Origin of the sequence: Streptomyces rubrogriseus, from assembly GCF_027947575.1 — a bacterium.
Classification (GTDB): Bacteria; Actinomycetota; Actinomycetes; order Streptomycetales; family Streptomycetaceae; genus Streptomyces; species Streptomyces rubrogriseus.
Window position 1 is genome coordinate 4,561,607 of the sequence record NZ_CP116256.1, and the last position, 23,549, is coordinate 4,585,155.

The 23,549-nt window shown below is 69.0% G+C and carries 22 protein-coding genes and 1 pseudogene; 13 read left to right on the forward strand and 10 right to left on the reverse strand.

Translation table 11 applies throughout. The features are described from left to right. Positions 1-29 precede the first annotated feature (29 nt). A complete protein-coding gene (locus Sru02f_RS20815; protein ID WP_174855105.1) occupies positions 30-443 on the forward strand; it encodes a hypothetical protein in 414 nt (137 codons plus the stop codon). A gap of 60 nt (positions 444-503) precedes the next feature. Continuing rightward, a complete protein-coding gene (locus tag Sru02f_RS20820; RefSeq protein ID WP_109032508.1) occupies positions 504-1,385 on the forward strand; it encodes a barstar family protein in 882 nt (293 codons plus the stop codon). Between the two features lie 39 nt (positions 1,386-1,424). Here the strand turns inward: Sru02f_RS20820 and Sru02f_RS20825 are convergent, their stop codons facing one another. Continuing rightward, positions 1,425-1,868: a DUF4265 domain-containing protein gene (locus Sru02f_RS20825; RefSeq protein ID WP_109032587.1), complete on the reverse strand. Its 444-nt coding sequence runs from the start codon at positions 1,866-1,868 to the stop codon at positions 1,425-1,427. A gap of 87 nt (positions 1,869-1,955) precedes the next feature. Here Sru02f_RS20825 and Sru02f_RS20830 point away from each other — a divergent pair, with 87 nt between their 5' ends. After that, positions 1,956-2,768, forward strand: coding sequence for a DUF4253 domain-containing protein (locus Sru02f_RS20830; protein WP_167469580.1), 813 nt, complete (start codon positions 1,956-1,958; stop codon positions 2,766-2,768). Between the two features lie 18 nt (positions 2,769-2,786). Here the strand turns inward: Sru02f_RS20830 and Sru02f_RS20835 are convergent, their stop codons facing one another. From Sru02f_RS20835 to Sru02f_RS20855, 5 genes and pseudogenes are all read right to left on the reverse strand, one after another. Further along, positions 2,787-3,008: a CbrC family protein gene (locus Sru02f_RS20835; RefSeq protein ID WP_280524897.1), complete on the reverse strand. Its 222-nt coding sequence runs from the start codon at positions 3,006-3,008 to the stop codon at positions 2,787-2,789. A 4-nt stretch (positions 3,009-3,012) separates the two neighbouring features. Continuing rightward, positions 3,013-3,219 (reverse strand): annotated as a pseudogene (locus tag Sru02f_RS20840) (vacuolar transporter); the annotation flags it as partial. 674 nt (positions 3,220-3,893) lie between these two features. Next, entirely contained in the window at positions 3,894-6,995 is a 3,102-nt protein-coding gene (locus Sru02f_RS20845) for an amidohydrolase family protein (RefSeq protein WP_218030711.1), read from the reverse strand. A gap of 373 nt (positions 6,996-7,368) precedes the next feature. Further along, positions 7,369-7,578: a YbdD/YjiX family protein gene (locus tag Sru02f_RS20850; RefSeq protein ID WP_109032506.1), complete on the reverse strand. Its 210-nt coding sequence runs from the start codon at positions 7,576-7,578 to the stop codon at positions 7,369-7,371. Continuing rightward, on the reverse strand, positions 7,575-9,677 hold the full coding sequence (locus Sru02f_RS20855; RefSeq protein ID WP_109032505.1) for a carbon starvation CstA family protein: 2,103 nt from the start codon (positions 9,675-9,677) through the stop codon (positions 7,575-7,577). The genes Sru02f_RS20850 and Sru02f_RS20855 overlap by 4 nt, the downstream gene beginning before the upstream one ends. 446 nt (positions 9,678-10,123) lie before the next feature. Between Sru02f_RS20855 and Sru02f_RS20860 the strand changes: the two genes are divergently transcribed. Genes Sru02f_RS20860 through Sru02f_RS20870 form a run of 3 tightly spaced genes read left to right on the forward strand, consistent with a single transcriptional unit; the run spans position 10,124 to position 12,557 of the window. Continuing rightward, positions 10,124-11,677 (forward strand): sodium:solute symporter family protein, encoded by a 1,554-nt coding sequence (locus Sru02f_RS20860; protein ID WP_109032504.1) that lies wholly within the window; start codon positions 10,124-10,126, stop codon positions 11,675-11,677. Next, a complete protein-coding gene (locus Sru02f_RS20865) occupies positions 11,674-12,300 on the forward strand; it encodes an RNA polymerase sigma factor (protein WP_244941865.1) in 627 nt (208 codons plus the stop codon). Before Sru02f_RS20860 ends, Sru02f_RS20865 begins: the two co-directional genes overlap by 4 nt. After that, positions 12,297-12,557, forward strand: a complete 261-nt coding sequence (locus Sru02f_RS20870) for a hypothetical protein (protein ID WP_109032503.1) — start codon at positions 12,297-12,299, stop codon at positions 12,555-12,557. Before Sru02f_RS20865 ends, Sru02f_RS20870 begins: the two co-directional genes overlap by 4 nt. 89 nt (positions 12,558-12,646) lie before the next feature. On the opposite strand, the gene Sru02f_RS20875 is transcribed toward Sru02f_RS20870, so the two are convergent. The 4 genes from Sru02f_RS20875 to Sru02f_RS20890 all read right to left on the reverse strand — a co-directional run bounded on the left by Sru02f_RS20875 (position 12,647) and on the right by Sru02f_RS20890 (position 15,734). After that, on the reverse strand, positions 12,647-14,062 hold the full coding sequence (locus Sru02f_RS20875) for an aminotransferase class V-fold PLP-dependent enzyme (RefSeq protein WP_159107543.1): 1,416 nt from the start codon (positions 14,060-14,062) through the stop codon (positions 12,647-12,649). Between the two features lie 23 nt (positions 14,063-14,085). Next, positions 14,086-14,547 (reverse strand): Rid family detoxifying hydrolase, encoded by a 462-nt coding sequence (locus tag Sru02f_RS20880; RefSeq protein WP_305793855.1) that lies wholly within the window; start codon positions 14,545-14,547, stop codon positions 14,086-14,088. Between the two features lie 257 nt (positions 14,548-14,804). After that, the gene (locus tag Sru02f_RS20885; RefSeq protein ID WP_109032584.1) at positions 14,805-15,119 is read right to left on the reverse strand and encodes a sulfurtransferase TusA family protein; all 315 of its coding nucleotides are present in this window, start codon (positions 15,117-15,119) and stop codon (positions 14,805-14,807) included. A 129-nt stretch (positions 15,120-15,248) separates the two neighbouring features. Beyond that, positions 15,249-15,734, reverse strand: a complete 486-nt coding sequence (locus tag Sru02f_RS20890; protein WP_109032500.1) for an Lrp/AsnC family transcriptional regulator — start codon at positions 15,732-15,734, stop codon at positions 15,249-15,251. An 81-nt stretch (positions 15,735-15,815) separates the two neighbouring features. On the opposite strand from Sru02f_RS20890, the gene Sru02f_RS20895 reads away from it, so the two are divergent. The 7 genes from Sru02f_RS20895 to Sru02f_RS20925 all read left to right on the forward strand — a co-directional run bounded on the left by Sru02f_RS20895 (position 15,816) and on the right by Sru02f_RS20925 (position 23,517). Next, positions 15,816-17,066 carry a MalY/PatB family protein gene (locus Sru02f_RS20895; protein ID WP_109032499.1) on the forward strand — a complete coding sequence of 417 codons (1,251 nt, stop codon included), beginning with the start codon at positions 15,816-15,818 and terminating at the stop codon, positions 17,064-17,066. Between the two features lie 43 nt (positions 17,067-17,109). After that, positions 17,110-17,574 (forward strand): RidA family protein, encoded by a 465-nt coding sequence (locus Sru02f_RS20900; RefSeq protein WP_109032498.1) that lies wholly within the window; start codon positions 17,110-17,112, stop codon positions 17,572-17,574. A 138-nt stretch (positions 17,575-17,712) separates the two neighbouring features. Next, positions 17,713-19,191, forward strand: a complete 1,479-nt coding sequence (locus Sru02f_RS20905) for an amino acid permease (RefSeq protein WP_109032497.1) — start codon at positions 17,713-17,715, stop codon at positions 19,189-19,191. A gap of 151 nt (positions 19,192-19,342) precedes the next feature. Next, positions 19,343-19,876, forward strand: a complete 534-nt coding sequence (locus Sru02f_RS20910) for a DinB family protein (protein WP_109032496.1) — start codon at positions 19,343-19,345, stop codon at positions 19,874-19,876. A gap of 633 nt (positions 19,877-20,509) precedes the next feature. Further along, positions 20,510-21,256, forward strand: a complete 747-nt coding sequence (locus Sru02f_RS20915) for a DsbA family protein (RefSeq protein ID WP_109032495.1) — start codon at positions 20,510-20,512, stop codon at positions 21,254-21,256. Further along, complete coding sequence (locus Sru02f_RS20920) at positions 21,253-22,116, forward strand: cytochrome c biogenesis CcdA family protein (protein ID WP_244941864.1); 864 nt, start codon at positions 21,253-21,255, stop codon at positions 22,114-22,116. Before Sru02f_RS20915 ends, Sru02f_RS20920 begins: the two co-directional genes overlap by 4 nt. A gap of 75 nt (positions 22,117-22,191) precedes the next feature. Continuing rightward, positions 22,192-23,517 carry an MFS transporter gene (locus Sru02f_RS20925; protein WP_109032494.1) on the forward strand — a complete coding sequence of 442 codons (1,326 nt, stop codon included), beginning with the start codon at positions 22,192-22,194 and terminating at the stop codon, positions 23,515-23,517. Positions 23,518-23,549 lie beyond the last annotated feature (32 nt).

The following is a 23,549-nucleotide window of genomic DNA, read 5'->3' on the forward strand; positions in this document are numbered from 1 at the left end:
GAACGTGCCGAATGTGACACTCTGACCAGATGGCACAGAGCGACCGGGAACGCGCGATAGAGGGGTGGGTCTGGAGCGAGAACGTCCTGCCCTTCTTGGCTCTCTTGGCGGGTTACGCCGGCTACAACTTCGATGGCACCGACTGGCAGGCGGTCGAACTCGGTCTTGAGGCCACCGATGATGAGCACCCGGATCGCTGGTACAGCTATCCACTCCTCGGATTGAACCATCACCTCGAGGTGCACCTTGCGCAGGCCGTGGATGGCAATGAGGTCTCTGTCCGCGTGGCGGGAACTTCCAACCCTGGGCTGCTGCTGAGGGCGGAAACCCTGACAGCGGCCTTCGCCACGAGGCTCGTCGCATCAGGCGAGCATGAGTCACAGCCCTCACGGCTGGGTGAGAATCCGGGCCCGGAGGCGGGCGATAACTCCACTATCTCATGACCGAGTTGCGGGGAGTCTCCCGGTCGCACAGCACGGTGAACGCCCCCGTAGGCTGCCCGCATGCCGACCGACAACAGCCCCGACAGCGTCGTCAAGCACTGGCAGGAGTGCTCTGACGTGTACGACTTCCTGGAGCAGATCCGTTTGCGCCCCGGGATGTGGCTGCCGGGTGGGTCGCTCCAGCACTTGCAGTCCATCCTCACCGGCTACCGCGTGGCGCTCGCCGTTCACTCCGCCCACGAGCCCTTCGCCTTCTGGCCCGAGGAAGACTTCATCAACTGGCTCCACGAGCACTACGGGACGTCAAGCTCCCTGACCTGGGCCGCCGAGATCGAGCGGCACACGCCAGCCGACTCCACGCCGGTCGATGAGTTCTTCCGGCTCCTGGACCACTTCCAGCGCGACATCACCAGGAAACCAGCCTCGCATGACACGTGGGATCGGCTCCCTGGCATCGAGTACATGAGCAACACGGTGGTGACCCTCTTCTGGCGACGCCGCGTCCTCGCCGAGGCTGTCCGGCGACTTGAGAACCGCGGATTCTGCGTCGTCCATCTCGAAGCGCATGCATGGACGACGGAACGTGACATGCACCAAGCTGTCGCCGCAGCACTGCAGTTCCCCGACTACTACGGCCACAACCTGGACGCCCTCAACGACTGCCTCGGAGACGTCGCCTGCTTCGGGCCCTACGAGGAGACCGCCGAGGGAATCGGACTCGTACTGTCCCTCACCGACTACGACCGCTTCGCCGCCGCATCCCCCAGCACGGCCCAGATCGTGCTGGACATCATTGCGGAACAGGCCCGTCGAGCGGCGGTAGTCCAGCGACGCTTCTTCGCCCTAGTCCACAGCAACGACCCCGGCATCCGGTTCGAGCCGGTGGGAGCCATCCCCGTCATGTGGAACAGCGACGAATGGGCCGACTCCAGCCGCCGTTGAGAACCCAGCCCGGGAAGCAACTCGCGGCGGGGGCGTCTGTCACGCCGCCGTGGACCTCCAGGCTTCGGTGACGCATCCCTCTTCCCAGTGCCACCACTCCTTGGCCGCACCGTGCTCCAAGAGCCTGCGAAGCTGCCGAAGATCGGCATCCGGCGGCACGTCCAGTGCGACCATCCGGAACTGCTCGATGCCCTCGCCGGTCGCACCGAGGCGGTGAAAGACGTCCAGCACGCTCTGCCGGGCCGCGGCAGAGCCACCGTCCTTGAGAACGATCAGCCGGATGGTGCAGTTCTGCGACGCCTGAACGGTCTCTCCGGCCCAACGGACGCCGCCTTCGTCGAGCTCCACGCGGATGATGTCGTCGCTGGCGACTCCGCGGACGAACCATGGGGTGTTGTCCAAGCGGACTGTTCCGTCACCGAGATCGGTCGCCCACAGGCTCTCCACGCTCGCCGGCGGCCAGCCGTCCTCGTCCACGTCCATACGGAAGTGGACCTTTACATGGTTATCAGTCACGCTCGTCACGGCACCATCATCCTCATTGTCAGCGCCTCGAACTAGCCTCCGCTCGTGACCCCTGAGCTGCTGACCTCTCTCGCTGTCCCGCTCCCTGCGGGCCGGTTGATCACATCCGATGAAGGAGGCGGGGCGGTACAGCCACTGTGGCTGAGTGACTCCCCGGCTTCCGCCGAACTGTGGGCGCGGCTGCTCGCCGAGCACAACACCTCAGGACTGTGGCCACTGCTTCTTGACGCCCACGACCCAGGCGACGCCGAATTCCGCCCCTGGGCGTCCGGCGAATTGTTCCCGGAACGCATGAGCGCACCCCAAGCGCACAGCCCGGCCGAACTCCTGGCGCAGTGGTGGAGCGCGTACGCGGAGACCGACGAGGACGACAACTTGCTGCCGCCGGGCGAACGACTTGCTGTCACCGCGCCGTTCGGACAGGCCTGGCCGGGTCCGCTCGTCAGCGATGACCTCGTGACTTGTTCCGAGGAGATGGCCGCGGAGTACGCAGAGGTCTTTGCCGACCAGCGCCCCCAGGCGCGTCTCGGACTCGTTGCCGCTGCCTGCGGCTCGGACGCGCTGACGGCTGCCGGCTGGGGCGGACCGGTCAACTACCACAACGACACGGCCAAGTTTTCGGCCGTCGTGGGCGACTGGGAACGCCGCTTCGGCGTGCGCGTCGTAGCCGTCGGCTTCGACAGTCTCCACCTCAGCGTCGCAGCACCCCCCACGAACACGCAGGGCGCCCTCCGGGTCGCTGCCGAACACTTCGCCTTCTGCCCGGACAACATCTGGCAGAGCTCCCACCCCTACACGCTCGCTGCCTATGCGGAACGCCTAGTCGGCGTGAACAGCTGGGACTTTTGGTGGGACTGACCGTTGGTGCAAGGGCCGTCATGAGGCGTCGGCGTAGGCGAGATGGGTGCCGCAAGTGGTGCAGCGGAAGAGCATCGCGCTGGCGCCTTCGCCGAGGTGGGTGAGGAACTGCTCGAGTCGGGCTGCGTCATGCCAGCCACCGAGGCGCAGGTCTTGTCTGAGTTGGTCGAGAGTCTCCGGGTGGGCTACCAGTTCGCTGTAGCCGACCTCCTGGGCGGTGTAGAAGGACGCGGTGTAGATCCACCCGGTCCATGCGCTCGGCGAGTTCGTCCCGGATCTCCGCCGCCTGCTCCACCGGGACCAGGTACTTCAGCTCGAACCGGTTGAACGCGTGCAGCCTGCTCGCCACGTGCAACGGCTCTTCGCTCCCCGCGGTGTTCTCCGCGGTTTTGGCTGCCCGGCCCTGATCAGCCGAACCTCTGCGCGCTGCGGTTGCCTTCGGCAGGAACACCCTGCGCCTCCTTCATCGTGCTTCGCGGACCAACGGGCCACGAGCAGGCAACCAACGGCGCATGAGAAGCCGCTGAAGATTCCGGGTGCATTACAGGAGACTTCTACGTGTATTCGAGGTGAACACAGGGTGTCTGTGGAGATGAAGCTCAGGTCAAGCGGTGATCATGGCGCGCTGAGAGTACGGTCGGCAGACCAGTCACGCTGGGAAGGCTGGAGGCCCGACCCCTACCCACCGAGGGCGTGGTGCTCGCCCGAGTAGTGGCCACCACCCATGTACGCGAGGCCTGTCCGGAGTTGGACCGAGCAGAGCGAGAGCCGCCTCCACGACGTCCCGGGAGAACCAGCCCATGGCTGCCACGAAGCGTGGCCGCTGGTCCCTCCCGGCACGTCGTGGGACCAGGATTCCTTGTCATCTGAGCGTCGCGGCTGTGCCTCTGACGTCGTCACTCGGCCCCGGGGCACCCGGCTGCGCCACCACACCAGCTCAACCACCTCTTTCACTCGCATCGTGGAGGCAGTGCCGGTCACCGCGTTCGGTCCCTCGGCACCGCCGACATGGGCCGCACACGAAGGACCGTCCTGCCTGGCACCGTGCATGCCAGGTGGGGACGACGCCGTCAGAGTAGCCCGCCCGAAGGTGACGGATACGGCCCAACGTACGCGCGGGATTCATCACTCGCTGCAGCAGGCGTGTCGTGCCTCCTCCACGTAGGTGTGTCCGTGCCACCAGAACACGTCGTTGGCCGGGTGTTCGGGTACGGGAGGCAGCACGGTGCCGCCCCCGTCCGGCTTCCGGAAGCCGGACGCCGCGGCCTCGGCGAACGGCCGCATCAGGGAGTCGACGGTGTGCGCGATGCCCGACACCAGGACCTGCTCGACGTTGGCGGCGTCCTTGATGTCGGTGAGTGGGTCACCGTCGACGACGGCGAAGTCGGCGTACATGCCGGGGGCGATCCGGCCGAGGTCCTCGTGCAGGGTCTCGCCCGCCAGGCTGGTCGCGGTCGTCAGCGCCTCGTACGGGGTGAACCCGTAGGTGACCATGGCACGCAGGTTCATGTGCAGGCTGACTGCCGCGTGGTCGATCGGGGCGTCGGTGCCGGCGACGACCCGGCCTCCCCGGCGGAAGAGGTCGAGGGCCTGGCGGACCTGCGCCCGGAGGTTCTCCCGCCGCGCGGTCTGGTCGGTCCGGCCCGCGGCGTCGGCGCTCTCCCGGAGGGCGGCCAACCGCCACGGCGGATTGAGCGTCCGTACTCGACGGTCCTCGACCAGGGACTTGTCCTCCCGGTACAACGTGGTCGAACCGAAGAGGGTCGGTGTGCGGGCCATGTCGGAGGCCACGAAGAGGTCGGTGACGTCCGAGTACCCCGTTCCGAGCGGTGTCACGGTGCGCGAGTAGCCGAAGCGGTTGGTCGCGCCCGTGTGTTCCATCCCGTCGCCGCCGAGGGCCGTGGCCGGGTAGTGGTAGTGCGAGGTGACGGGGATGCCGACGCCGTGCGCGAAGGCGATCACCCGCTTGTGCCAGGCCACCGGCAGGCGGACGTAGCACTTCATGAGGTCGTACTCCAGGCTTCTGGCGCGCTCCAGTTCCAGCCTCAGTTGGGCGTCGCTGAACGTGGGGCGCATGAAGTTGTAGTAGATGCGCGGCCCGTCGACCGCCTCGCCCGTCGCGAAGTACCTGGGCGCGATCCGGGCGCCGGACCGGGTGGCCTCGCGCTCCTCGACCATGTGGTAGGCGGGGCTCCCCGGGGACCTCGTGGTGGTCACGCCCAGGGAGAGCCAGAGCCGTCCCTGCCGGTCGCCGTAGGCGTAGCCCTGCATCTCCCGGTGGTGGTGCATGTCGACGAGTCCGGGCATCACCAGCCGGTCGCGCGCGTCGATGCGCTTGCCCGCCCGGCCGTCGGCGTGCGGCTCCACGGCCCTGATCCGGTGCCCTTCGACGACGATGTCGACGTCGCGCCGGATCTCCCGGCGCACTCCGTCCCACATCCGGCCCGCGTGGACGACGGTGCGCGCCGGTGGCCGCACGGCGGTCCAGGTCAGCGGCACGGCGACCGTACGAGGACGCCCGCCCTGCGCCGGTACGAGGCGGAGCCTGCCGTTGTTGAGGTAGAGGAGGTGCTTCGAGTCGCCGCTCCAGGACGGGGCGTCGGTCACCTCGTCGGTGAGCTGCCGGGGCTCACCGACCGGCGTTCCGTCCGCGGCGACGTCCACGGTGTACAGGACGCTGGCGACCGCGAACGCCATGCGCCTGCCGTCGGGGGACCAGACCGGTCCGTCGTCTCCCCGGGTCTGGATCGAGCGGCCGGGCACGGCCTCGACGTATCTGCCCCGCCCGGTGGCCCTGTCGACGAGCAGGATCTGGCTCAGCCCTTCGCGGAACCTGGCCGAGTACGGCTTCACCGCCGCCAGGGCGATCGTCCTGCCGTCGGGCGACCAGGTGGGTCTTCCGGGTTCGAAGGTCGCGGTGAAGACCCGACGCACGTCGCCGCTCGCCGCGTCGGCCGTCCACAGGGCGCCGTCCTGGTCCAGGAAGGCGAGCTCCTTTCCGTCGGGCGACCAGGCCGCCGAGACCGCCGCCCTGGTACCGAGGTCGGTCAGTTGCCGGTCCCGGCCCGTGTCGAGGTCCCTGATCCAGATGTCGAGCGTCCCGCCGCGGTCCGTGGAGTAGGCCAGCAGCCTCCCGTCGGGCGACCAGGCGGGGTCGCACTTCCACCAGTGGTCGCGGGTCAACGGCCGTGGCGCGCGGCCGATCCTCATGACGTAGATGTCGTTGAGCGCGCGGAAGGCGACGTGCTCCCCGTCGGGGGACAGCACCGGGCTGCCGATGCCGCGCACCGGCCGCGGCCCGGTGCTCTCGAAGTCGGACCGGCGTCTGGTGTACTTCGGTCTGCGGGTCGTCACGGCGGCGGAGAAACCGATGGTCCGGGTACCGGGGTCATGTACGGACCGCACGTGGATGCGGCCGTCCGCGGTGTAGAGGAAGCGTTCGCGATCCAGCCACGACACCCGGAAGGGGAAGGTCTCCTGGTCCTCCACCAGGGGCGTGTCACCGGTCATCAGCCGGCACCGCCCGTCGTGGGTCAGGTGGTGGACCAGCCCGGCACCGTCCGGGGTCCATTCCGGCTGGTGGATCACCTGGCCCGCGGGCACGGTGAGACGGGTGCCGCGTCGGCCGGTGGTGCGGTCCACGACCTCGATACGGGTGTTGTCCACGACGAAGGCCACCTGGTTGCCGTCCGGCGACCAGGCCGGCTCGTACTCCTCGCCCGAGCCGTCGGCGAGCACGTCGATCCGTCCGCTGCCGACGTCGTACGTCTGGATCGCGTAACTGCCCGACGCGTCGCCCGAGAAGACGATCGTGCGCCCGTCCGGCGACCAGCGGGGCTCGCGGTGGTCGAAGGGGCCCTCGGTCAACCGGCGCAGTCCACTGCCGTCGGGCCGTACGGTCCAGAGGTCGAAGACGCCGTCACGGTAGGACTGGAAGACCAGCCGGCTGCCGTCCGGCGACCAGTCGGGCTGCGCGATGTCGAACAGGTCGCTGGTCAGCCGCCGCGCGGCCCCGCCGGATGCCGGCATCACCCACAGCACCCCCAGCAGGTCGTGGGCGATCCACCGGCCGTCGGGCGAGACCCGTGCCCCGAACGTGGTGCCCGTGCCCAGCCGCAGGTCGCCCGTACCGCCGGTGCGGGGACCGGCCGCGACGGCGCTCGGCCCGGCCAAGGAGGTCAGCGCCACCGCGGCGCCGGCGCCGGCCAGGAACCCGCGCCGGGACACCGGTGACGTCCTCGCCCGTGGGCCGGACTCGGCCTCTTCCGGTGATGCCTCGGAAAACGCTTCGCTCACAGCACGTCCCTTCAGCCGTACGGGGCCCCGCCATCGGACGCCTCCGCATCCTTCATGAGTTGCCATGCCCAGTCGCGGGGTTTACGAAGTCCTGCTTTTTGTCGCTGAGTCCGGCACGAGGTTCGCGGCCTCCTGACTGATGGTTGCGAGCGGCGGTTGGCACGGAGTTCCAGCGAAGTTAGAACGTCACGCGGTGGTCCGGTAGGCGTGCTCTCTGAATCACGTCATAAGCGACGTGTATGAGCGGCGCAAGCCCCGTCGGGGGCACGCGGCCTGAGGCCGCAAGCCCCCGACGGCGCTCCAGTCAGCAGCAGCGGCCCTGCGGGTTCGCTTCGCGGTGGAACGACCGGCGGTTCTCGTACTCCCGCCGGGTGGGCACCGGTTCGCCGGGGTGTTGCTCCCGGTGCCGTCTGCAGTGGCGTTCGTAGTCGGCGGTGCCCGAGATCTCCCGCAGGTACCAGCGGATGCCTCGTAGGAGCCGGGCCAGCGGGCCGGAAAACGACGTCCCGGTCATACGCCGTCCGTTGGTCCGGCCTGTGCGCCGACCGGCGTCTCGGACCGGGGGGCCGGGACGGTGATGGCGGACTCGACGTAGGCGGCCTCCGTGGTGGGCAGCGGCTGCGGTGAGCGCACGGCGCGGAGGCAGACCGACGCGGCGTGCACGACCACGAGGGCGACCATGACGAGGAAGGCGGCCATGATGACGCCGTCCACGGTCGAGTTGAGGACCACGGTCTCCATGTCGTCGAGCGACTTGGCCGGGGCGAGGATCTTGCCTTCGTCGAGCGCGTCCGCGTACAGGTCCCGCTGGGCGAAGAAGCCGATCTTCGGGTCGGAGTCGAAGATCTTCTGCCAGCCCGCCATGAAGGTGACGGCCAGGTCCCAGACCAGGGGGATGCCCGTGACCCAGGCCCAGCGCAGCTTGCCCGTCTTGATGAGCAGCATGGTGCACAGGGCGAGGGCGATGGCGGCGAGGAGCTGGTTGGCGATGCCGAACAGCGGGAAGAGCTGGTTGATCCCGCCGAGGGGGTCGGTGGCGCCGACGTAGAGGAAGTAGCCCCACAGGGCGACCATGACGGCGCTGGTGATCCAGATGCCCGGCTTCCAGGAGACCCGGCCGATGGGCTTCCAGACGTTGCCGAGCATGTCCTGGAGCATGAAGCGGCCGACCCGGGTACCGGCGTCCACGGTGGTGAGGATGAACAGCGCCTCGAACATGATGGCGAAGTGGTACCAGAACGCCTTCATGCCGGCGCCGCCGAAAAATCCGGAGAAGATCTCCGACATGCCGAGGGCGAGGGTGGGAGCCCCTCCGGTGCGGGAGATGAGGCTCTGTTCCTCCACGGACCGGGCGGCCGCCGCCAGGTCGTCCGGGCTGATGGTGAAGCCGAGGTTCGCCACCGCCTGGGACGCGCTGTCCACCGTGGTGCCCAGCAGGCCCGCGGGTGCGTTCATCGCGTAGTACAGGCCGGGGTCGAGCACGGAGGCCGCGATGAGGGCCATGACGGCGACGAAGGATTCCATGAGCATCGCGCCGTAGCCGATGAGACGGACGTGCGACTCCTTCTGGATGAGCTTGGGGGTGGTACCGGAGGCCACGAGGGCGTGGAAGCCGGACAGGGCACCGCAGGCGATGGTGATGAACAGGAAGGGGAACAGCGCGCCGGCGAAGACCGGTCCGGTGCCGGTGGAGGCGAACTGGCTCACCGCGTCGTTCTTCAGCAGCGGCGCACTGAACACCACGCCGATGGCGAGCAGCACGATCGTGCCGACCTTCATGAAGGTGGACAGGTAGTCGCGGGGTGCCAGCAGCATCCACACGGGCAGGACCGAGGCGACGAAGCCGTAGGCGATCAGGCAGAAGACCAGCGTGGTCGGTGCCCACGTGAAGGCACCGGCGAGCGAGGAGTTCTCGACCCATCCACCGCCGACGATGGCCAGGAGCAGGAGGGCGACGCCGATCAGGCTGGTCTCAAGGACCCGCCCGGGGCGCAGGTACCGCATGTAGAAGCCCATGAACAGGGCGATGGGGATGGTCATGGTCACCGAGAAGGTGCCCCAGGGGGACTCCGCCAGAGCGTTGACGACCACGAGGGCCAACACCGCGAGGATGATGACCATGATGGCGAGGACGGCGATCAGCGCGGCGATCCCGCCGACCCTGCCGATCTCGTCGCGTGCCATCTGCCCGAGGCTCTTGCCGTCGCGCCGCATGGAGATGAACAGGACGACCATGTCCTGGACGGCGCCGGCGAAGATCACGCCGACGACGATCCAGATGGTGCCCGGAAGGTAACCCATCTGTGCCGCCATCACCGGGCCGACGAGCGGGCCGGCACCCGCGATGGCGGCGAAGTGATGGCCGAACAGGATCCGTCGGTCGGTGGGCTGGAAGTCGATGCCGTCGTCGAGCCGCTCGGCCGGCGTGGCCCTCTTGTCGTCGAGTTCGAGAACCCGGCGGGCGATGAAGCGCGAGTAGAAGCGGTAGGCGATCGCGTACGAGCCGAGGGCAGCGGCGACCAGCCAGATCGCGGAGACGTCCTCTCCCCGGGAGAGGGCGACCACGCCCCAGGCGGCGGCGCCCACCAGGGCCACGCCCGTCCATATCAGCATCGATTTCACTGGTGGCCGCGCGCTGCGGGCGCCGTTGACGGACACAGTTGCTCCAAGTGGTCGAGGGTGTTGGTACGTCTCGGAAAAGGCGTTGTGCCGGCGGAAGGCGGGCTGCCTCACCTGCGGGTGGGCCACGGTGCGCCGGCGTTCGGGCAGGTGAGGACCACCGATGCGCGCGTGAACGACTTCGCGTCGATGGGCTGTTCATTGGCTGGAATCGGTGGTTCACTCCTCAGCGGTCAGGGTCGATCTCGCTCGACGCTGATGGCTTCCGGCCTGACGACGGCCTCCTGGCACGGGGTTCGCGTCCGGTAGTTGCTCGGTGACCCGGGAGGGTTTACCGCGCGACTCGGCCGAGTTCCTTCTGGCGGTACAGATCGCCGTCCCAGAAACGGAACCGGCCGCGCTCCGGACTGACATCGCGTCACTTCGAGCGTGGAGGAGCCATGAACAGCCCTGGCGCTGTGATCACATGTTCGACCGTCGTACTCGTCGGGTCCGCGGTCGCCCTGCGGAGTGCCCGCCCGAGGTCGAAAGGCCCCGGTGCCCGGACGGAGCTCGAGGACTGGGCACTGGCCGGCCGCGGGCAGGGCAGCGGACTTCTCTGGTGTCTCCTCGGCGGCACCGTGTACACGGCGTACACCTTTACCGCCGTGCCGGGGGCCGTCTTCACCTCTGGCGGCATCGGCTTCTACGCCCTGCCCTACACGATGATCATCTGCGCGATCGGCTTCGTCCTGCTGCCCCGGCTGGCAGCGACGGCACGCGCGCACGGACACGTCACCGTCGCCGACTTCGTACGGGTGCGCTACGGATCGTCGCTCCTCGCGCTGGCGGTCGCGCTGACCGGCATCTTCGCGCTGATGCCGTACATCGCACTCCAACTGCTCGGCCTGCGTGCGGTCCTCAGTGTGCTGGGCATGCGCCAGGACGGACTCATGGGCGACGCCGCGCTCACCGCGGTGTTCGCCGTACTCGCCGTTTCCACCTACCGCTACGGGCTGCGGGCCCCGACGCTCGTCTCGGTCGTCAAGGCGGGACTGGTCGTCGGCGCGACCGTGGCTGTCGCAGGTCTCGTGATGACGGGTCTCGGGTCGCCGGCTGATCTCTTCGCCCGGGCCGACGCCGCGTTCGCGGCGCAGGACGGCACTGCCTCACTCGTACCCGATCCCTCGCTGGCGCCTGCGTACGTCTCCCTCGCCGTCGGATCGGCGCTGGCGCTCTTCGCCTTTCCGCACGTTCTCCAGGTCGCCTTCTCCGCCCGCTCGGGCGACGTACTGCGCAGGACGTCCGTCACGCTCTTCGGATGGACGGCGATGCTCGGCCTGTTCGCGCTCTTCGGCATCGCGGCACTGGCGGCGGGTGTGAGTCCTCCACCTGGACGCAGTGAACTCGCGGTACCGCTGCTCGTGCTCGATCTCGCTCCCGGGTGGGCGGCGGGGCTGATCCTGGGCGCGATCGTCGTGGCGGCGCTCGTGCCGGCCGCGGTCATGTCCATCGGCGCTGCGACCCTCTTCGCGAGGAACGTCTACCTGGAGTTCGTCAACCCGACGGCCACCGTCGTGCAGGTGACCCGGATGGCCCGGCTGATGTCGCTCGTCGTCAAGGTGGGTGCGTTGGTCTTCGCCCTGGGCGTGCGTGACCAGGCCGCCATCAACCTGCACCTGCTGGGAGCGGTGTGGGTCCTTCAGATCCTGCCCTCGATAGTGCTGGGCCTGCTGCACCGCACACCGCACCGCGTCTCCCTGCTCGCGGGCTGGATGTCCGGCATGGTGGTCGGCACCGCGCTGGTGAGCCGGGGCGGGTTCTCCTCCCTCGTGCGGATCTCGTTCGGCCCCTTGGACGTACAGGTGTACGCGGGGGTTGTCGGCCTGGTCGTCAATCTCCTGGTGGTCGCGCTGGCGAGTCCCCTGCTGGACCGCCTCGGTGTGCCACGCGGGCTGTCGGGTCTGCTGAGACCTGCCGACGGTGCGGTGCGTCGGAACGGGGTGGCCCGGTGAGGCAGACGGACAAGCCCTGGCGTCGTACGGAGGGGCGCACGACCGTACTCGGGGAGCGGGCGTCCGGCCTCTCGGACACCGCTGACGCTTCCGAGCTCCCGGCGGATCCGGAACCCGGCGTCGACCTGCGTGACGTCGAGCGGGAGACCGCGATGATCCGGCTGTTCGACGGCCATCACGCCCAGCTGGTGCGGCTGGCCGTACTGCTGGGAGCCGACCAGGACGCCGAGGACGTCGTGGCGGAGGCGTTCTGTGTGCTGCACAGCCGTTGGTACAGACTCCGTGCGCCGGAGTCCGCGGCCGCGTACCTTCGTTCTGTGGTGTGCAACCTCGTCCGGATGCGGATACGGCGACTCCAGGTCTCCCGCCGTCATGCGGACGTGCAGCTCGACCCCATCGCCTCCGCCGAGTCGACGGCGATGCTGCACGAGGACCAACGGCAGGTGGTCGACGCCCTGAAGGGGCTGCCCACGCGGCAGAGGGAGGCTCTGGTGCTGCGGTACTGGATGGATCTCAAGGAACGGGAGATCGCCGAGGCGATGGGGATCAGTACGGGCGCGGTGAAGTCGCACATCTCCCGTGGCATGCATGCGCTTTCGCGTGCCATGGGGACACGCCGATGAGTGTTGACGACCCCGAGTCACGGCTTCGCGAGACCCTCGACTCGCTCGCCTCCACGGTGGTGCCCTCCCCGGACACGTATGCCCGGGCGCGCAGGGAGTGGCAGCGCCGGGACCGGAGGCGGCGGCTGGTCATGCTGGCGCTCGCGGTGCTGATCGTGGCCGTTGCCGACGTCGTGGGGCTGTGGGCGCTGAACTCCCTCAGTGGTCCCGAGCCGGCGCCGCGCCACGAGCGGATCGACGTGATCGTCCAGCCCTGAGGTCAGGACGCGGGTGTCCGGACGCCCCCAGTGCGTACATGCCGGAAGGCCGCGGACAACGTCCGCGGCCCTTGGCTTGTGCTACGGGCTCAGCTCATGGTGCGGGACAACCGCCACAGGGCGTCAACCACCCGCTTCACGTCCTCCTCCTGGTGGAACAGGTGCGTGGAGATGCGGACCGCCTGGTGTGCCTTGGCCGATCCGGCGACCGGGAAGTCGCTGGTGCGGATCACGATGCCGTACTCGTCCTTCAGCCGGGCCACCAGCGTCTCCGTCTTCTTCGCGTCGTGCACGTCCCGCGGGTCACGGAACGGCGCGAAGGAAGTGAGCCCGCACACCAGGCGCGGGTCGTCCTTCGGCGAGTACAGGGCGCGAACGCCCCATCGCTCGGCGATCAGGTCCTTGGCGTAGGCGGAGAGCTGGAGGACGTGGTCCTGGATCCGGGCCCGTCCGATGCGGTCCCAGACCTCGCAGACGTTGCGCACACCACTCATGATCGCCAGGCTGCTGTTGCCCACGCTCTGGAGGGTGGCGGCGATGTCGTAGCTCGCCGTCGGTCCCGACGAGCGCGGCGGCAGTCCTCCCTCGGCCGGGTAGCCGCTGGAGACCACGGGCCAGAACTCGGGCAGGGGGTTGGGGTTGTGGCGGGGCAGCACCTTGTTGCGGATGTAGAGGACGCCGGTACCGCCCGGTCCGCACTGCCACTTGGCCGCGGAACCAGCGAGGAAGTCCACGCCGAGTTCGTGGAAGTCGTACGCCATCATGCCGGGTATGTGGGCGCCGTCGACGACGCTGATCAGGCCGTGGTCCTGGGCGAGCCTGGCCAGCATGGCGATGGGCAGCATCGTGCCCGTCTTGTAGGTGGGGGCGGAGAACACCAGGGCCTTGGTCCGCGAGGTGATGGCGCGGCGGAAGAGGTCGACGTAGTCCTCGGCCCGTTGGTCGTTGCCGACCGGCAGGGCCACCCGCTTGAGCACGACCCCGTACCGGTCCCGCGCCAGTGCGAGCGGCACGTTGCCGCCGGAGTGTTCGTGGTTGGTGGTGAGGAGCTCGTCGCCCTCCTTCAGCGCGAGCCCGGCCAGGATCTTAGACATGCCGTCGCTGGTGTTGTGCGTGATGACGACCTCGTCGGGATCGCACCCGTATCCGCGTGCGGCCACGGCTCGCACGTCGGCGAAGTCGCTGTAGGAGGACGTCGCCTTGACGGCCACCTCGCGGTGCACCCGGTCGACGGTGTCGAGCACCTCGCGCGGGGGCGACCCGACAGTGCCGACGTTCATGAACAGGACTTTTTTGTCCAGGACGAACAGCCGCTCGACGGCCTTCCAGTATCCCGGCGAAGAAGGAGGCGGCAGGGCGGCGGACGTCGCGCTCTCGGCGGCCGCGACCGGGGCGGCTCCGACCGTCCCGATACCGACGGAGGCGGCACCCGCGCCCAGCAGTCCGACGAATCCGCGTCGTGAGACCCCACTGCCCTCACGGGCACCCGATGATGTCAGGGGCATGTCATTCTCCTTTCGGTGGTGGCTCATCGGACGGCGATCGCCGAGATCTCGACCTTCGCGTCACGCGGCAGTCGTGCCACTTCGACAGTGGCCCGCGCGGGCGGGACGGAAGAGCCGAAGAACTCGGCGTACGCGGTGTTGAAGCGGTCGAAGTCGTCGAGGTCGGCCAGGTAGACCGTGGTGCTGACGACGTGCTTCAGCGTCAGCCGGTCAGCCTTCAGCACCGCCTGGACACTGCGCGCGGCCCTGCGTGTCTGTTCCTCGATGGTGGCATCGGAGGGAATCTCACCGGTTGCGGGGTCGATCGGGAGCTGCCCGGAGACGAACACGAGGTGCCCGGCCGAGACACCCTGCGAGTAGGGCCCGATGGCCGCGGGCGCGTCCGGCGTGGAAATGGCCCGGTGCCGTCCATGGTGATCGGTGCCCGCGGACGCCCCGCCGGCGCCGGCGACGAGCGCGACGACCGCGCCCAGGGCGAGCAGCACCCGCCGGGACCTGCGGAGGCCGGCCGCCCGGGGCACGGCACGGGGTGGTGAGTGAGGCGCTGTCGTCACGGAATTCCTCCTGCTCGTCGACACGTACGCCTGGGCGGCGTGGTGCTTGTTGGTTGCGAGGGACGCAGGAAGGTTTACGGGTGTCGCAGGTTTCTCCAGGAGGCGGAGGGCAGTGCACGGGGGCTGCCCTGCGCGGTTGTCGCACCTGCGTGCCGGGCAACGCCACGGCGGGGTGACGGGAGGACCGCTCACCGGTCCCGTGTGTGCTCCGGCCCGGCCGGGTGCCACGGTGCGTCTCGGCGGGTGGCTCGGGCGTCCGCGGCCAGCCGCAGGGCGTAGACCGGCCGCTCGCCGGGGACGGGGCCGAGGTAGGTGTGGCCGGTCATGTGGCACCAGGCGGGCAGGTCGAGCGGCGCCGCCGGGTCGGTGGCGACGACATGGACGACGGTGCCGGGGGGTGCGCCGTCGATCTGTGCGCGCAGGCGGAGCAGGAGGGTGACGCAGAGCAGGCCGGTGCCATCGACGGTCAGGTCGGCTTCGGGGAGCGGTGACGCGGATCTCATCGGCTGTTCGACTTCGGCGCCGTCGCGGGGGCCGACGCGGTTGTCGGAGTTGTCGTCGCTCATGGGCCGCAGGCTACGACCACGTTCGGCTCACCGACGTGCCGGGGCGGATGGGTGACGTCCGCTCGCTCAGGTGGCCGCTGCCGGCGGAGGCAGCTCACGCGACGGCCGCCCGGGCAGGGGCCGGGGATGGACGGCCTGCTTCATCACAATGGTCGAGTTCAGCCCGCGGACGCCCGGCAGGTGGATGAGCACCGATTCGTACAGCCGCTGATAGGACTCCAGGTCCGCGCTGACCACGCGGATCAGGTAGTCGGGTTCACCGAAGAGCCGCTGCGCCTCGATGATCTCCGGAACCTCGGCGAGAGCCGCATCGAACTCGGTGACGGCGTCGGGGCGGCTGAGCGTGGCGAACACCAGCACCTCGAATCCGTATCCCAGGGCTGCGGCGTCGACCACCGCGCGATAGCCACGGATGACCCCGGCCGCCTCCAGTTCCCGGACGCGTCGCTGGCACCTGGACACACTGAGCCGGACCTTCTCGGCCAGATCAGTGAGCGTGATCCGCCCCTCCGACTGAAGCAGCGCAACAATTTTGCGGTCAGTGACATCCATGCGCTAGATCTTAGCTATCAGGCGACAGAGAAGGGCAAAGTTCACGAACACTTTGCCCTTTGTCGTAGCTAGCATCCAGCCATGGCAACCGACACGACCTCCCCCCTCGACCGAGCACGACAGGATGCCTCCGCAGTCGGCTCCGGTTCGATCTTCGACACCGTCGTCGACCGCAGGAACAGCAACTCGATGAAGTGGGCCTACGCCCACGATCTCCTGACCGCCGACGAGGCCGCTGCCGATCCGCTGCCCATGTGGGTCGCCGACACCGACTTCAGGGCCCCCCGAGCCGTCATCGACGCACTCCACCAAGCCGTGGGCCACGGCGTCTTCGGCTACCCCGGCGGCGCGACCGACAGCTACCTCGACGCGGTCACCGGCTGGCAGGCCAAGCGGTTCGGCTGGGAGGTCCCCAAGGAGTGGGTGATGCAGACCGCCGGCATCATCACCACACTGAAGACGGCGGTGCAGGCGTTCTCCGCGCCCGGTGACTCGGTCCTGATCCAGCCACCGGTCTACGCCCACTTCCACGACGACATCCTGCTCAACGGCCGCCACCTGGCGTTCGCGCCGCTCGTGCGGACCGACGGCGGATACCGTTTCGACGCCCGGACGTTCGAGGCCGCCATCCGGCCCGACACCAAGCTGTTCATCCTCAGCCACCCCCACAACCCCACCGGGAACGTGTGGAGCGAGGACGAACTGCGGACCATGGGCGAGATCTGCGCCCGCCACGGTGTCCTGGTCGTCTCCGACGAGATCCATCAGGACCTCGTCATGAACCCGGACCGCAAGCACATCCCGTTCGCCTCGCTCGGCGAGGAATTCGCACGCAACAGCATCACCTGCACCGCCCCCAGCAAGACGTTCAACCTCCCGGGCCTGCAGAGTGCCAACGTCTTCGTACCCGACCCAAGGCTGCGCGCGGAACTGGCCCGCCAGTACGACCGCAACATGTTCCCGCTGGTCAACGTGCTCGGCATGGTCGCCGCCGAGGCCGCCTACGCGCACGGCGAGCCCTGGCTGGAGGAGATGCTCACCTACCTGCGCGGCAACCACGCCCACTTCGCCCAGTCGGTCAACTCCGCCACGACCAAGGTGCGGGTTCTGCCGGCCGACTCCCTCTACCTGGCTTGGATGGACTGCCGGGAACTGGGGATGGACGCCGCGTCGCTCGACAAGTTCATGCTCACCAAGGCACGGCTGTGGCTGGACAAGGGACAGAAGTTCGGCATTGAGGGCCACGGCTACATGCGGGTCAACCTGGGCTGTCCCCGCTCCACGGTCGACGAGGCCATCGACCGGCTGCTGACGGCCGTCGAAAACCTCTGAACACCGCACGGACAGCGAACACAGCCCCCACCGGAGGACACGCATGATATCCGCCGTCGAAACCCGCCTTGCCGAACTCGGCGTGCCACTGCCGCAGCCGGCCCGGTCGGTGGCCAACTACCTGCCCTGGACCCGGTCGGGCAACCTGCTGCGCACCTCCGGACAACTCCCGCTGCGGAACGGCGCGCTGATCGCCACCGGACTGCTCGGACAGAACCTGGACGTCGCCACCGGACAGCTCGCCGCCCGCTGGTGCGCGGCCAACGTCCTGGCCCAGGCCAAGGCAGCCCTGGGCGACCTCGGCCAGATCCGCCAGTTGCTGAAGATCACCGTGTTCGTCGCCGGCGTTCCCGAGTTCGCCGAACACCACCTGGTCGCCAACGGGGCCTCCGACCTGTTCGTCGAGGCGCTGGGCGAGGCGGGCAAGCACGCCCGTTCCGCCGTCGGAGTCGCCGCCCTGCCGATGCGGGCCCCGGTAGAGATCGAAGCAATCATCGCCACCGTCTGACACAACCCCCGCGCACCCGCACTCCTTACGCGCCCGTGGCCGGCCACGGGCGCGCGCCGCAGCGCCCTCGCTGCGGCTTTCGCGTACCTGCACGTCCCTTCGTCAGAGCACCACCCTTTTCCTCCAGGGAGCAGTGACATGACCGCAAGAGCCGCGAAGGACTACGAAAAAGAAGAGCTCAAACGGGACCTCAAGAGCCGGCACATCCAGATGATCGCCATCGGCGGTTCCATCGGAACCGGCCTGTTCTACGGTTCCGGATCGGCGGTAGCCACCGCCGGCCCCGCCATCATCGTCACCTACGTCGTCGCCTCCGTGGCGATCTACTTCGTGATGCGGGCCCTGGGCGAGATGTCGGTGGCCGAACCGGTGTCCGGGGCCTACATCTCCTACGCCAACCGCTACATCCACCGGTTCGCCGGCTTCCTCAACGGGTGGAACGCGTTCATCTTCCTCCTCGCCACCACCGCAGCCGAACTCAACGCTCTCGGGCACTACGTGCAGTACTGGTTCCCCGCGGTGCCGATCTGGGCGACGGCGGCCGTGGTGGTCACCGTGATGTTCGTCGTCAACGTCGTCGGGGTGAAGTTCTACGGTGAGGCGGAGTTCTGGTTCGCGCTCATCAAAGTGGTGGCGATCATCGCGCTGATCCTCTTCGGCTTCGCCATGGTCGCCTTCGGGGTCGGCAACGGCGGACACGCCATCGGTCTCGGTCATCTCCACGAGCACGGAGGTTTCCTCCCCAACGGCATCAGCGGCGCGTTCCTCGCCATCGTCATGGTCGCCTTCTCCTTCGGCGGCGTGGAGAACCTGGGCATCGCGGCAGGCGAGACCAAGGACGTCGCCACGACCATGCCGAAGGCCGTCAACGCGACCTTCTGGCGACTCATGATCTTCTACGTCGGTGCCATCACCGTCCTGGTCACCGTCTTCCCCTGGACCTCACTGAACGGCTCGGGCAGCCCGTTCGTCACCGTCTTCGCCAGAATCGGCGTACCGGCCGCGGCAACGGTCATGAACGTCGTCGTCATCACCGCCGTCCTCTCCGCCGTGAACTCGGCCGTCTTCACCAACAGCCGCACCTTCTACAACCTCTCGCTCCAGGGCAACGCGCCGAAGCTTCTCGGCACCGTCAACGACAGGAACGTTCCCTCGAAGGCGGTCACGGCGGTGTTCGTGACGATGGCCGCCGGTGTGCTGCTCAATCTGCTGATGCCCGATCAGGTCTTCACGGTCTTCTCGTCCGTCACCGTCTTCGGCCTGATCTGCGCCTGGGGATCGATCGTGGTCAGCCACCTCAGGTTCCGCAGGAGCAAGGTCCTGAGCGGTCAGGCGGACAACATCCGGTACAGGATGCCTCTCTACCCGTACAGCAACTACCTCGCCCTGGTGTTCATAGCCGTCGTCCTCGTCTGCGTCGCGATCCTCCCGGACACCCGGGTTTCGCTGGTCGTCTCCGGCGTCTGGGTACTGGTGGTACTCGCCGCCTACACCTTCTACACCAGGGACCCGAAAGGGAAGTCGGCCGATGACCAACCGGCTCGGGATCCCAGCTCGCCGGGGCCAACGGAGCCGCTCCACCGCGCCGTGCCCGGCGTGGGCCATACAGATCAGTGATGAGGACATTCGGGTTCGTCTCCTACCGGCTCGCGCTGCGGCTCTCTACAGTGGCGGCGGTCCGCCGCCACCAGCCGCGCCGTCCGAGGAGCGCCAAGTCTCCTCGCGCAACCCGAACCCGCAGACCCGACCGCACATGTGGAGGAGAGCCGTGTACGAACTGCAGGCGCTGTTGGACGAGTACGACCGTGCCCGCGGGTACACCGACGAGCTGTGGCGGGACCTCACGCCGGACGAGGTGGTGTGGCGGCCGAGAGAGGACTTCAGCGCCATCGGCTGGCACCTCGGGCACCAGGCCCACGTCGCCCACTTCATGATCCGCAACCTCACGGCAGCCGAGCCCAGCCCGGATCCGGAACTGGACGGGCTCATGGACTCGGCCAACCCGGAGAAGTTCCGCGGCGCTCTCCCGACGGTGGAGCGGCTCGCGGCCTTCCGGGAGACCGTCGCCGAGCGGGTACACGCACGCATCGGTGACATCGCGGCCGGGAGGACCGGCGCGCCCACCCAGATGACCATCGTCGCGACACATCTGCTGACCGCTCTCGTCAACCACGAGTACCAGCACGACCAGTGGATCGGCGAGGTCCGCGCCGAGCACCTCGGGCACGCACTGCCCGGCGACCCGGACTGCGACCATGTGCGCCGTATCGACGGCTACCTGTGCCTGCACCCCTGTACGTGACAGGCGCGGCGGTAGGCGATCGGCACCTTCCGGACGTGACGTGAGGTGATGACAGTTCTTCCCCGGCTCCCTGCGGTGACCGCGGTGACGCGCTCCGCGCGAGCGCGCCGGGGTCTTCTCGCCCTGCTGTCGCTGCTCGTCGTGCTGAGTGCGTGGGCCTGCGGAACACGCACGCTCGACGTCGGCACGGGGGTGTCGAGTCCCAGGACCGTGACCGCCTCGGCGGATGCGGCGGTCCAGGGCCCGGGCGAGGCCACCGATCGGGTGCGACCGGGCTCCGCCCAGTGCGATGCACCCGGCACACCTCCCCCGTGCAGGAAAGTGCTCCTCGCCCAGCCGGACGTACGCCTCCTGGAGACGGCGGAGCCGGTGGCCCGGACGACCGCCCCGGCCGCAACCGGGCTCGACACGATCTCGGCCGACGTGTGCCGAGACGTGGTGACGTCGGGACTCTCCCCGCCGGCGGGACGGGCCGTACCCGACCGAATGCGGATCTAGGCCGGACGCTCGCGCGTTCCCCACGCGCCGCGCGCCGACCGGCCGTCCTTCGGTCACGGCCCGGCGCACGGCCACAGCGCCGTGCGCCTACCGCTGTCCGTCACTCACCCACCGAGCACGAGGTTGTCTCCCGCCATGCCGTCTTCTTCCTCCCCCGCCGCATCCCGCGTCCGCCGACGCAACCGCACACTCGCCGCCACCGCTGCCGGACTGACCGCCGTCGTCGCAGCGGTTCTCGCCCTCACCCTCGACGACGGGCCGTCCGGCACCGCGTCTCAGGACTCCGCCGTCGCCGACACCAGCACGTCCGACGCCCAGTCGAGCGCCTTGCTCGCACTGGCCCGTCGGGACACCGACGACCCGTTGGCCGTGGGGGACGCCGACGCGCCTGTCGTCATGATCGAGTACTCCGACTTCCAGTGCCCCTATTGCGGGAAGTTCGCCCGCGACACCGAACCGGAGCTGATCCGCTCCTACGTCGACGAGGGCGTGCTGCGCATCGAGTGGCGCAACTTCCCGATCTTCGGCGAGGAATCGGAAGCGGCAGCCCGCGCGGCCTGGGCGGCCGGCCAACAGGACAGGTTCTGGGAGTTCCACGACCAGGCGTACAGCAAGACAGGCAAGAAGAACACCGGCGCCTTCTCCACCGACAAGCTGACCGCGATGGCCAAGGCCGCCGGGGTGACTGACCTCGACAAGTGGCGCGCGGACCTGGACTCCGACGCGGCAGACACGGCAATCCGACGGGACCAGAACGAGGGCTACTCCCTCGGCGTGACCAGCACTCCCGCCTTCCTGATCAACGACGTTCCCGTCCTCGGCGCCCAGCCGGTCGGCACTTTCAAGCAGACCATCGAGGCAGCCGCGAAGGCCGCCCGGTGAACGGCGACGCGAGCCTGCTGGCCGCCTTCCTCGGCGGCCTGCTGGCCCTGCTCAGCCCCTGCAGCGCGCTGCTGCTGCCGGCCTTCTTCGCCTACTCCTTCACCAGTCCGGCCAAGCTGCTGCTGCGCACCGGCCTGTTCTATCTCGGCCTGTGCACCACCTTGGTGCCGCTCGGCGTCGCGGGCTCCTTCGCCAGCCGTCTCTTCTACGGCCACCGTGACCTGCTGGTCACCATCGGCGGCTGGACCGTGATCGCGCTGGGAGCGGCACAGATCCTCGGGATCGGATTCGGAGTGCGCCGATTGCAGGAAGCCGCAGGAGCCCGCCGTTCCGGATCGGCCGTCTCCGTCTTCGCCCTCGGCACCGTCTACGGCCTGGCGGGTTTCTGCGCAGGCCCCATCCTCGGCTCCATCCTCACCCTCGCCGCCCTCGGCGGCCGGCCCGCCCACGGCGGCCTGCTGCTCGCGGTCTACGCACTCGGCATGGCAGTCCCCCTGTTCGCCCTGGCGCTGCTCTGGGACCGCTTCGACCTCGGCCACAAACGCTGGCTACGGGGCCGCACCGTGCGGCTGGGACGCTTCTCCTGGCACACCACCTCCCTCGCCGGCGGCATCCTCTTCATGCTTCTCGGCGCGATCTTCCTGCTGTTCGACGGCACGGCGGCCCTCCCCTCCCTGATCAGCGTCGAGACGGAGGCAGGGCTGGAAGAACCCCTCGCACGCCTCGGCGGCGCCGTACCGGACCGCGTCCTCCTGCTCGTCCTGGCCGCGGCCGCGGCGCTCACCGCCGTCGTCCTGCTGGCACGCCGGGACGGCCCCCGGCCGAAATCCCGCTCCGGACCGTCCCGGCACGATCTCTGAACCGTGGCCGGCCACCCCGCACGCCCTTCGCCCTCCCGACACCCACTCAGCCGACTCACCAAGGAGCGCCGACACGTGAGCACGCCACAGGACATAGCCCCGACGCCGTGGCAGGAGCAGGACCGAGTCCGCGCGGTGCAGAAGCGCACGGTCCGGATCCTGTCCGCGGCACAGATCGTCGGCGGGGTCGGAGTGGGCGTCTCGGTGTCCGTCGGTCCCCTGCTCGCGGAGTCCGTGGCCCAGAGCGAGACCTACGCCGGACTGGCGCGCACGGCGACCACGGCGGGCGCCGCCCTGGTCGGCATACCGCTCGCCCTCCTCGCCCAACGGCGCGGTCGCCGGACCTCTCTCGGGGCAGGATGGCTCGTCGCCGCAGCCGGCGGGGGCCTGCTCATCGCCTCGGCGGTGAGCAGGTCGATCCCTCTGCTGATCGTGGGCATGCTGCTGTTCGGCGTCGGCAGCGCCACCAACCAGCAGAGCCGCTACGCGGCCGCGGACCTGGCCGCGCCGCACCGGCGGGCCCATGCGCTGTCCATCGTGCTGTGGTCCACGACCATCGGCTCGGTGATCGGACCCAACCTCGCCGATCCCGGTGCCGCCGTGGCGTCGGCTCTCCACCTACCGCGCCTGGCAGGGGCGTTCGTCCTGGCCACCGTCTGCACGGCGGCGGCATCGGCTCTGCTGTGGGGCCTGATGCGCCCCGACCCGCTCACGCTCTCCCGCCGGTACCAGGACGCCGACGCGCCCGTGGACAAGGACACGGGCATTCCGGCGGCACAAGACGAGACCGGCGGGCAGAAGAAGAAGGACCGGCAGAACGGGACCGTGCGCGCGGGCCTGCGGCACCTTCGCCGCACCCCGCAAGCGGCCTTCGCGTTCGTGACCATCGTCGTGGCCCACACGGTCATGGCCGCGGTCATGACGATGACCCCGGTCGACATGTCGGAGCACGGTCACGGGCTCACCGTGGTCGGCGTCACCATAAGCGGTCATCTGCTGGGCATGTACGCGTTCTCCCCGCTCGTCGGCCGGCTCTCCGACCGGATCGGTCACATGCCGACCATCGTGGCCGGGCAGACGGTCTTCCTGGTGTCCGCCGCACTGTCGGGCATGGGCCACGGCTCGGTCGGCATGATGATGGCAGGGCTGTTCCTCCTGGGACTGGGCTGGTCCTTCAGCCTGGTGGCCGGGTCGGCCATGCTCAGCGAGACCACGCCACTCGCCCTTCTGCCCGGCGTACAGGGCACCACGGACACCTCGATGAACGTCGTCGCGGCCGTGGGCGCCGGCCTCGCCGGGCCTTTGATGGGCTGGGCCGGCTTCGGCGCTCTGAACGCCGTCGCCGCCGTCCTGGTCCTGCCCGTGCTCGCCTTCTGGGCGGTCCTCGTGCGCGCACGCTGAATCGACCACGAGCGTCGGCGGCCGTATGGCGC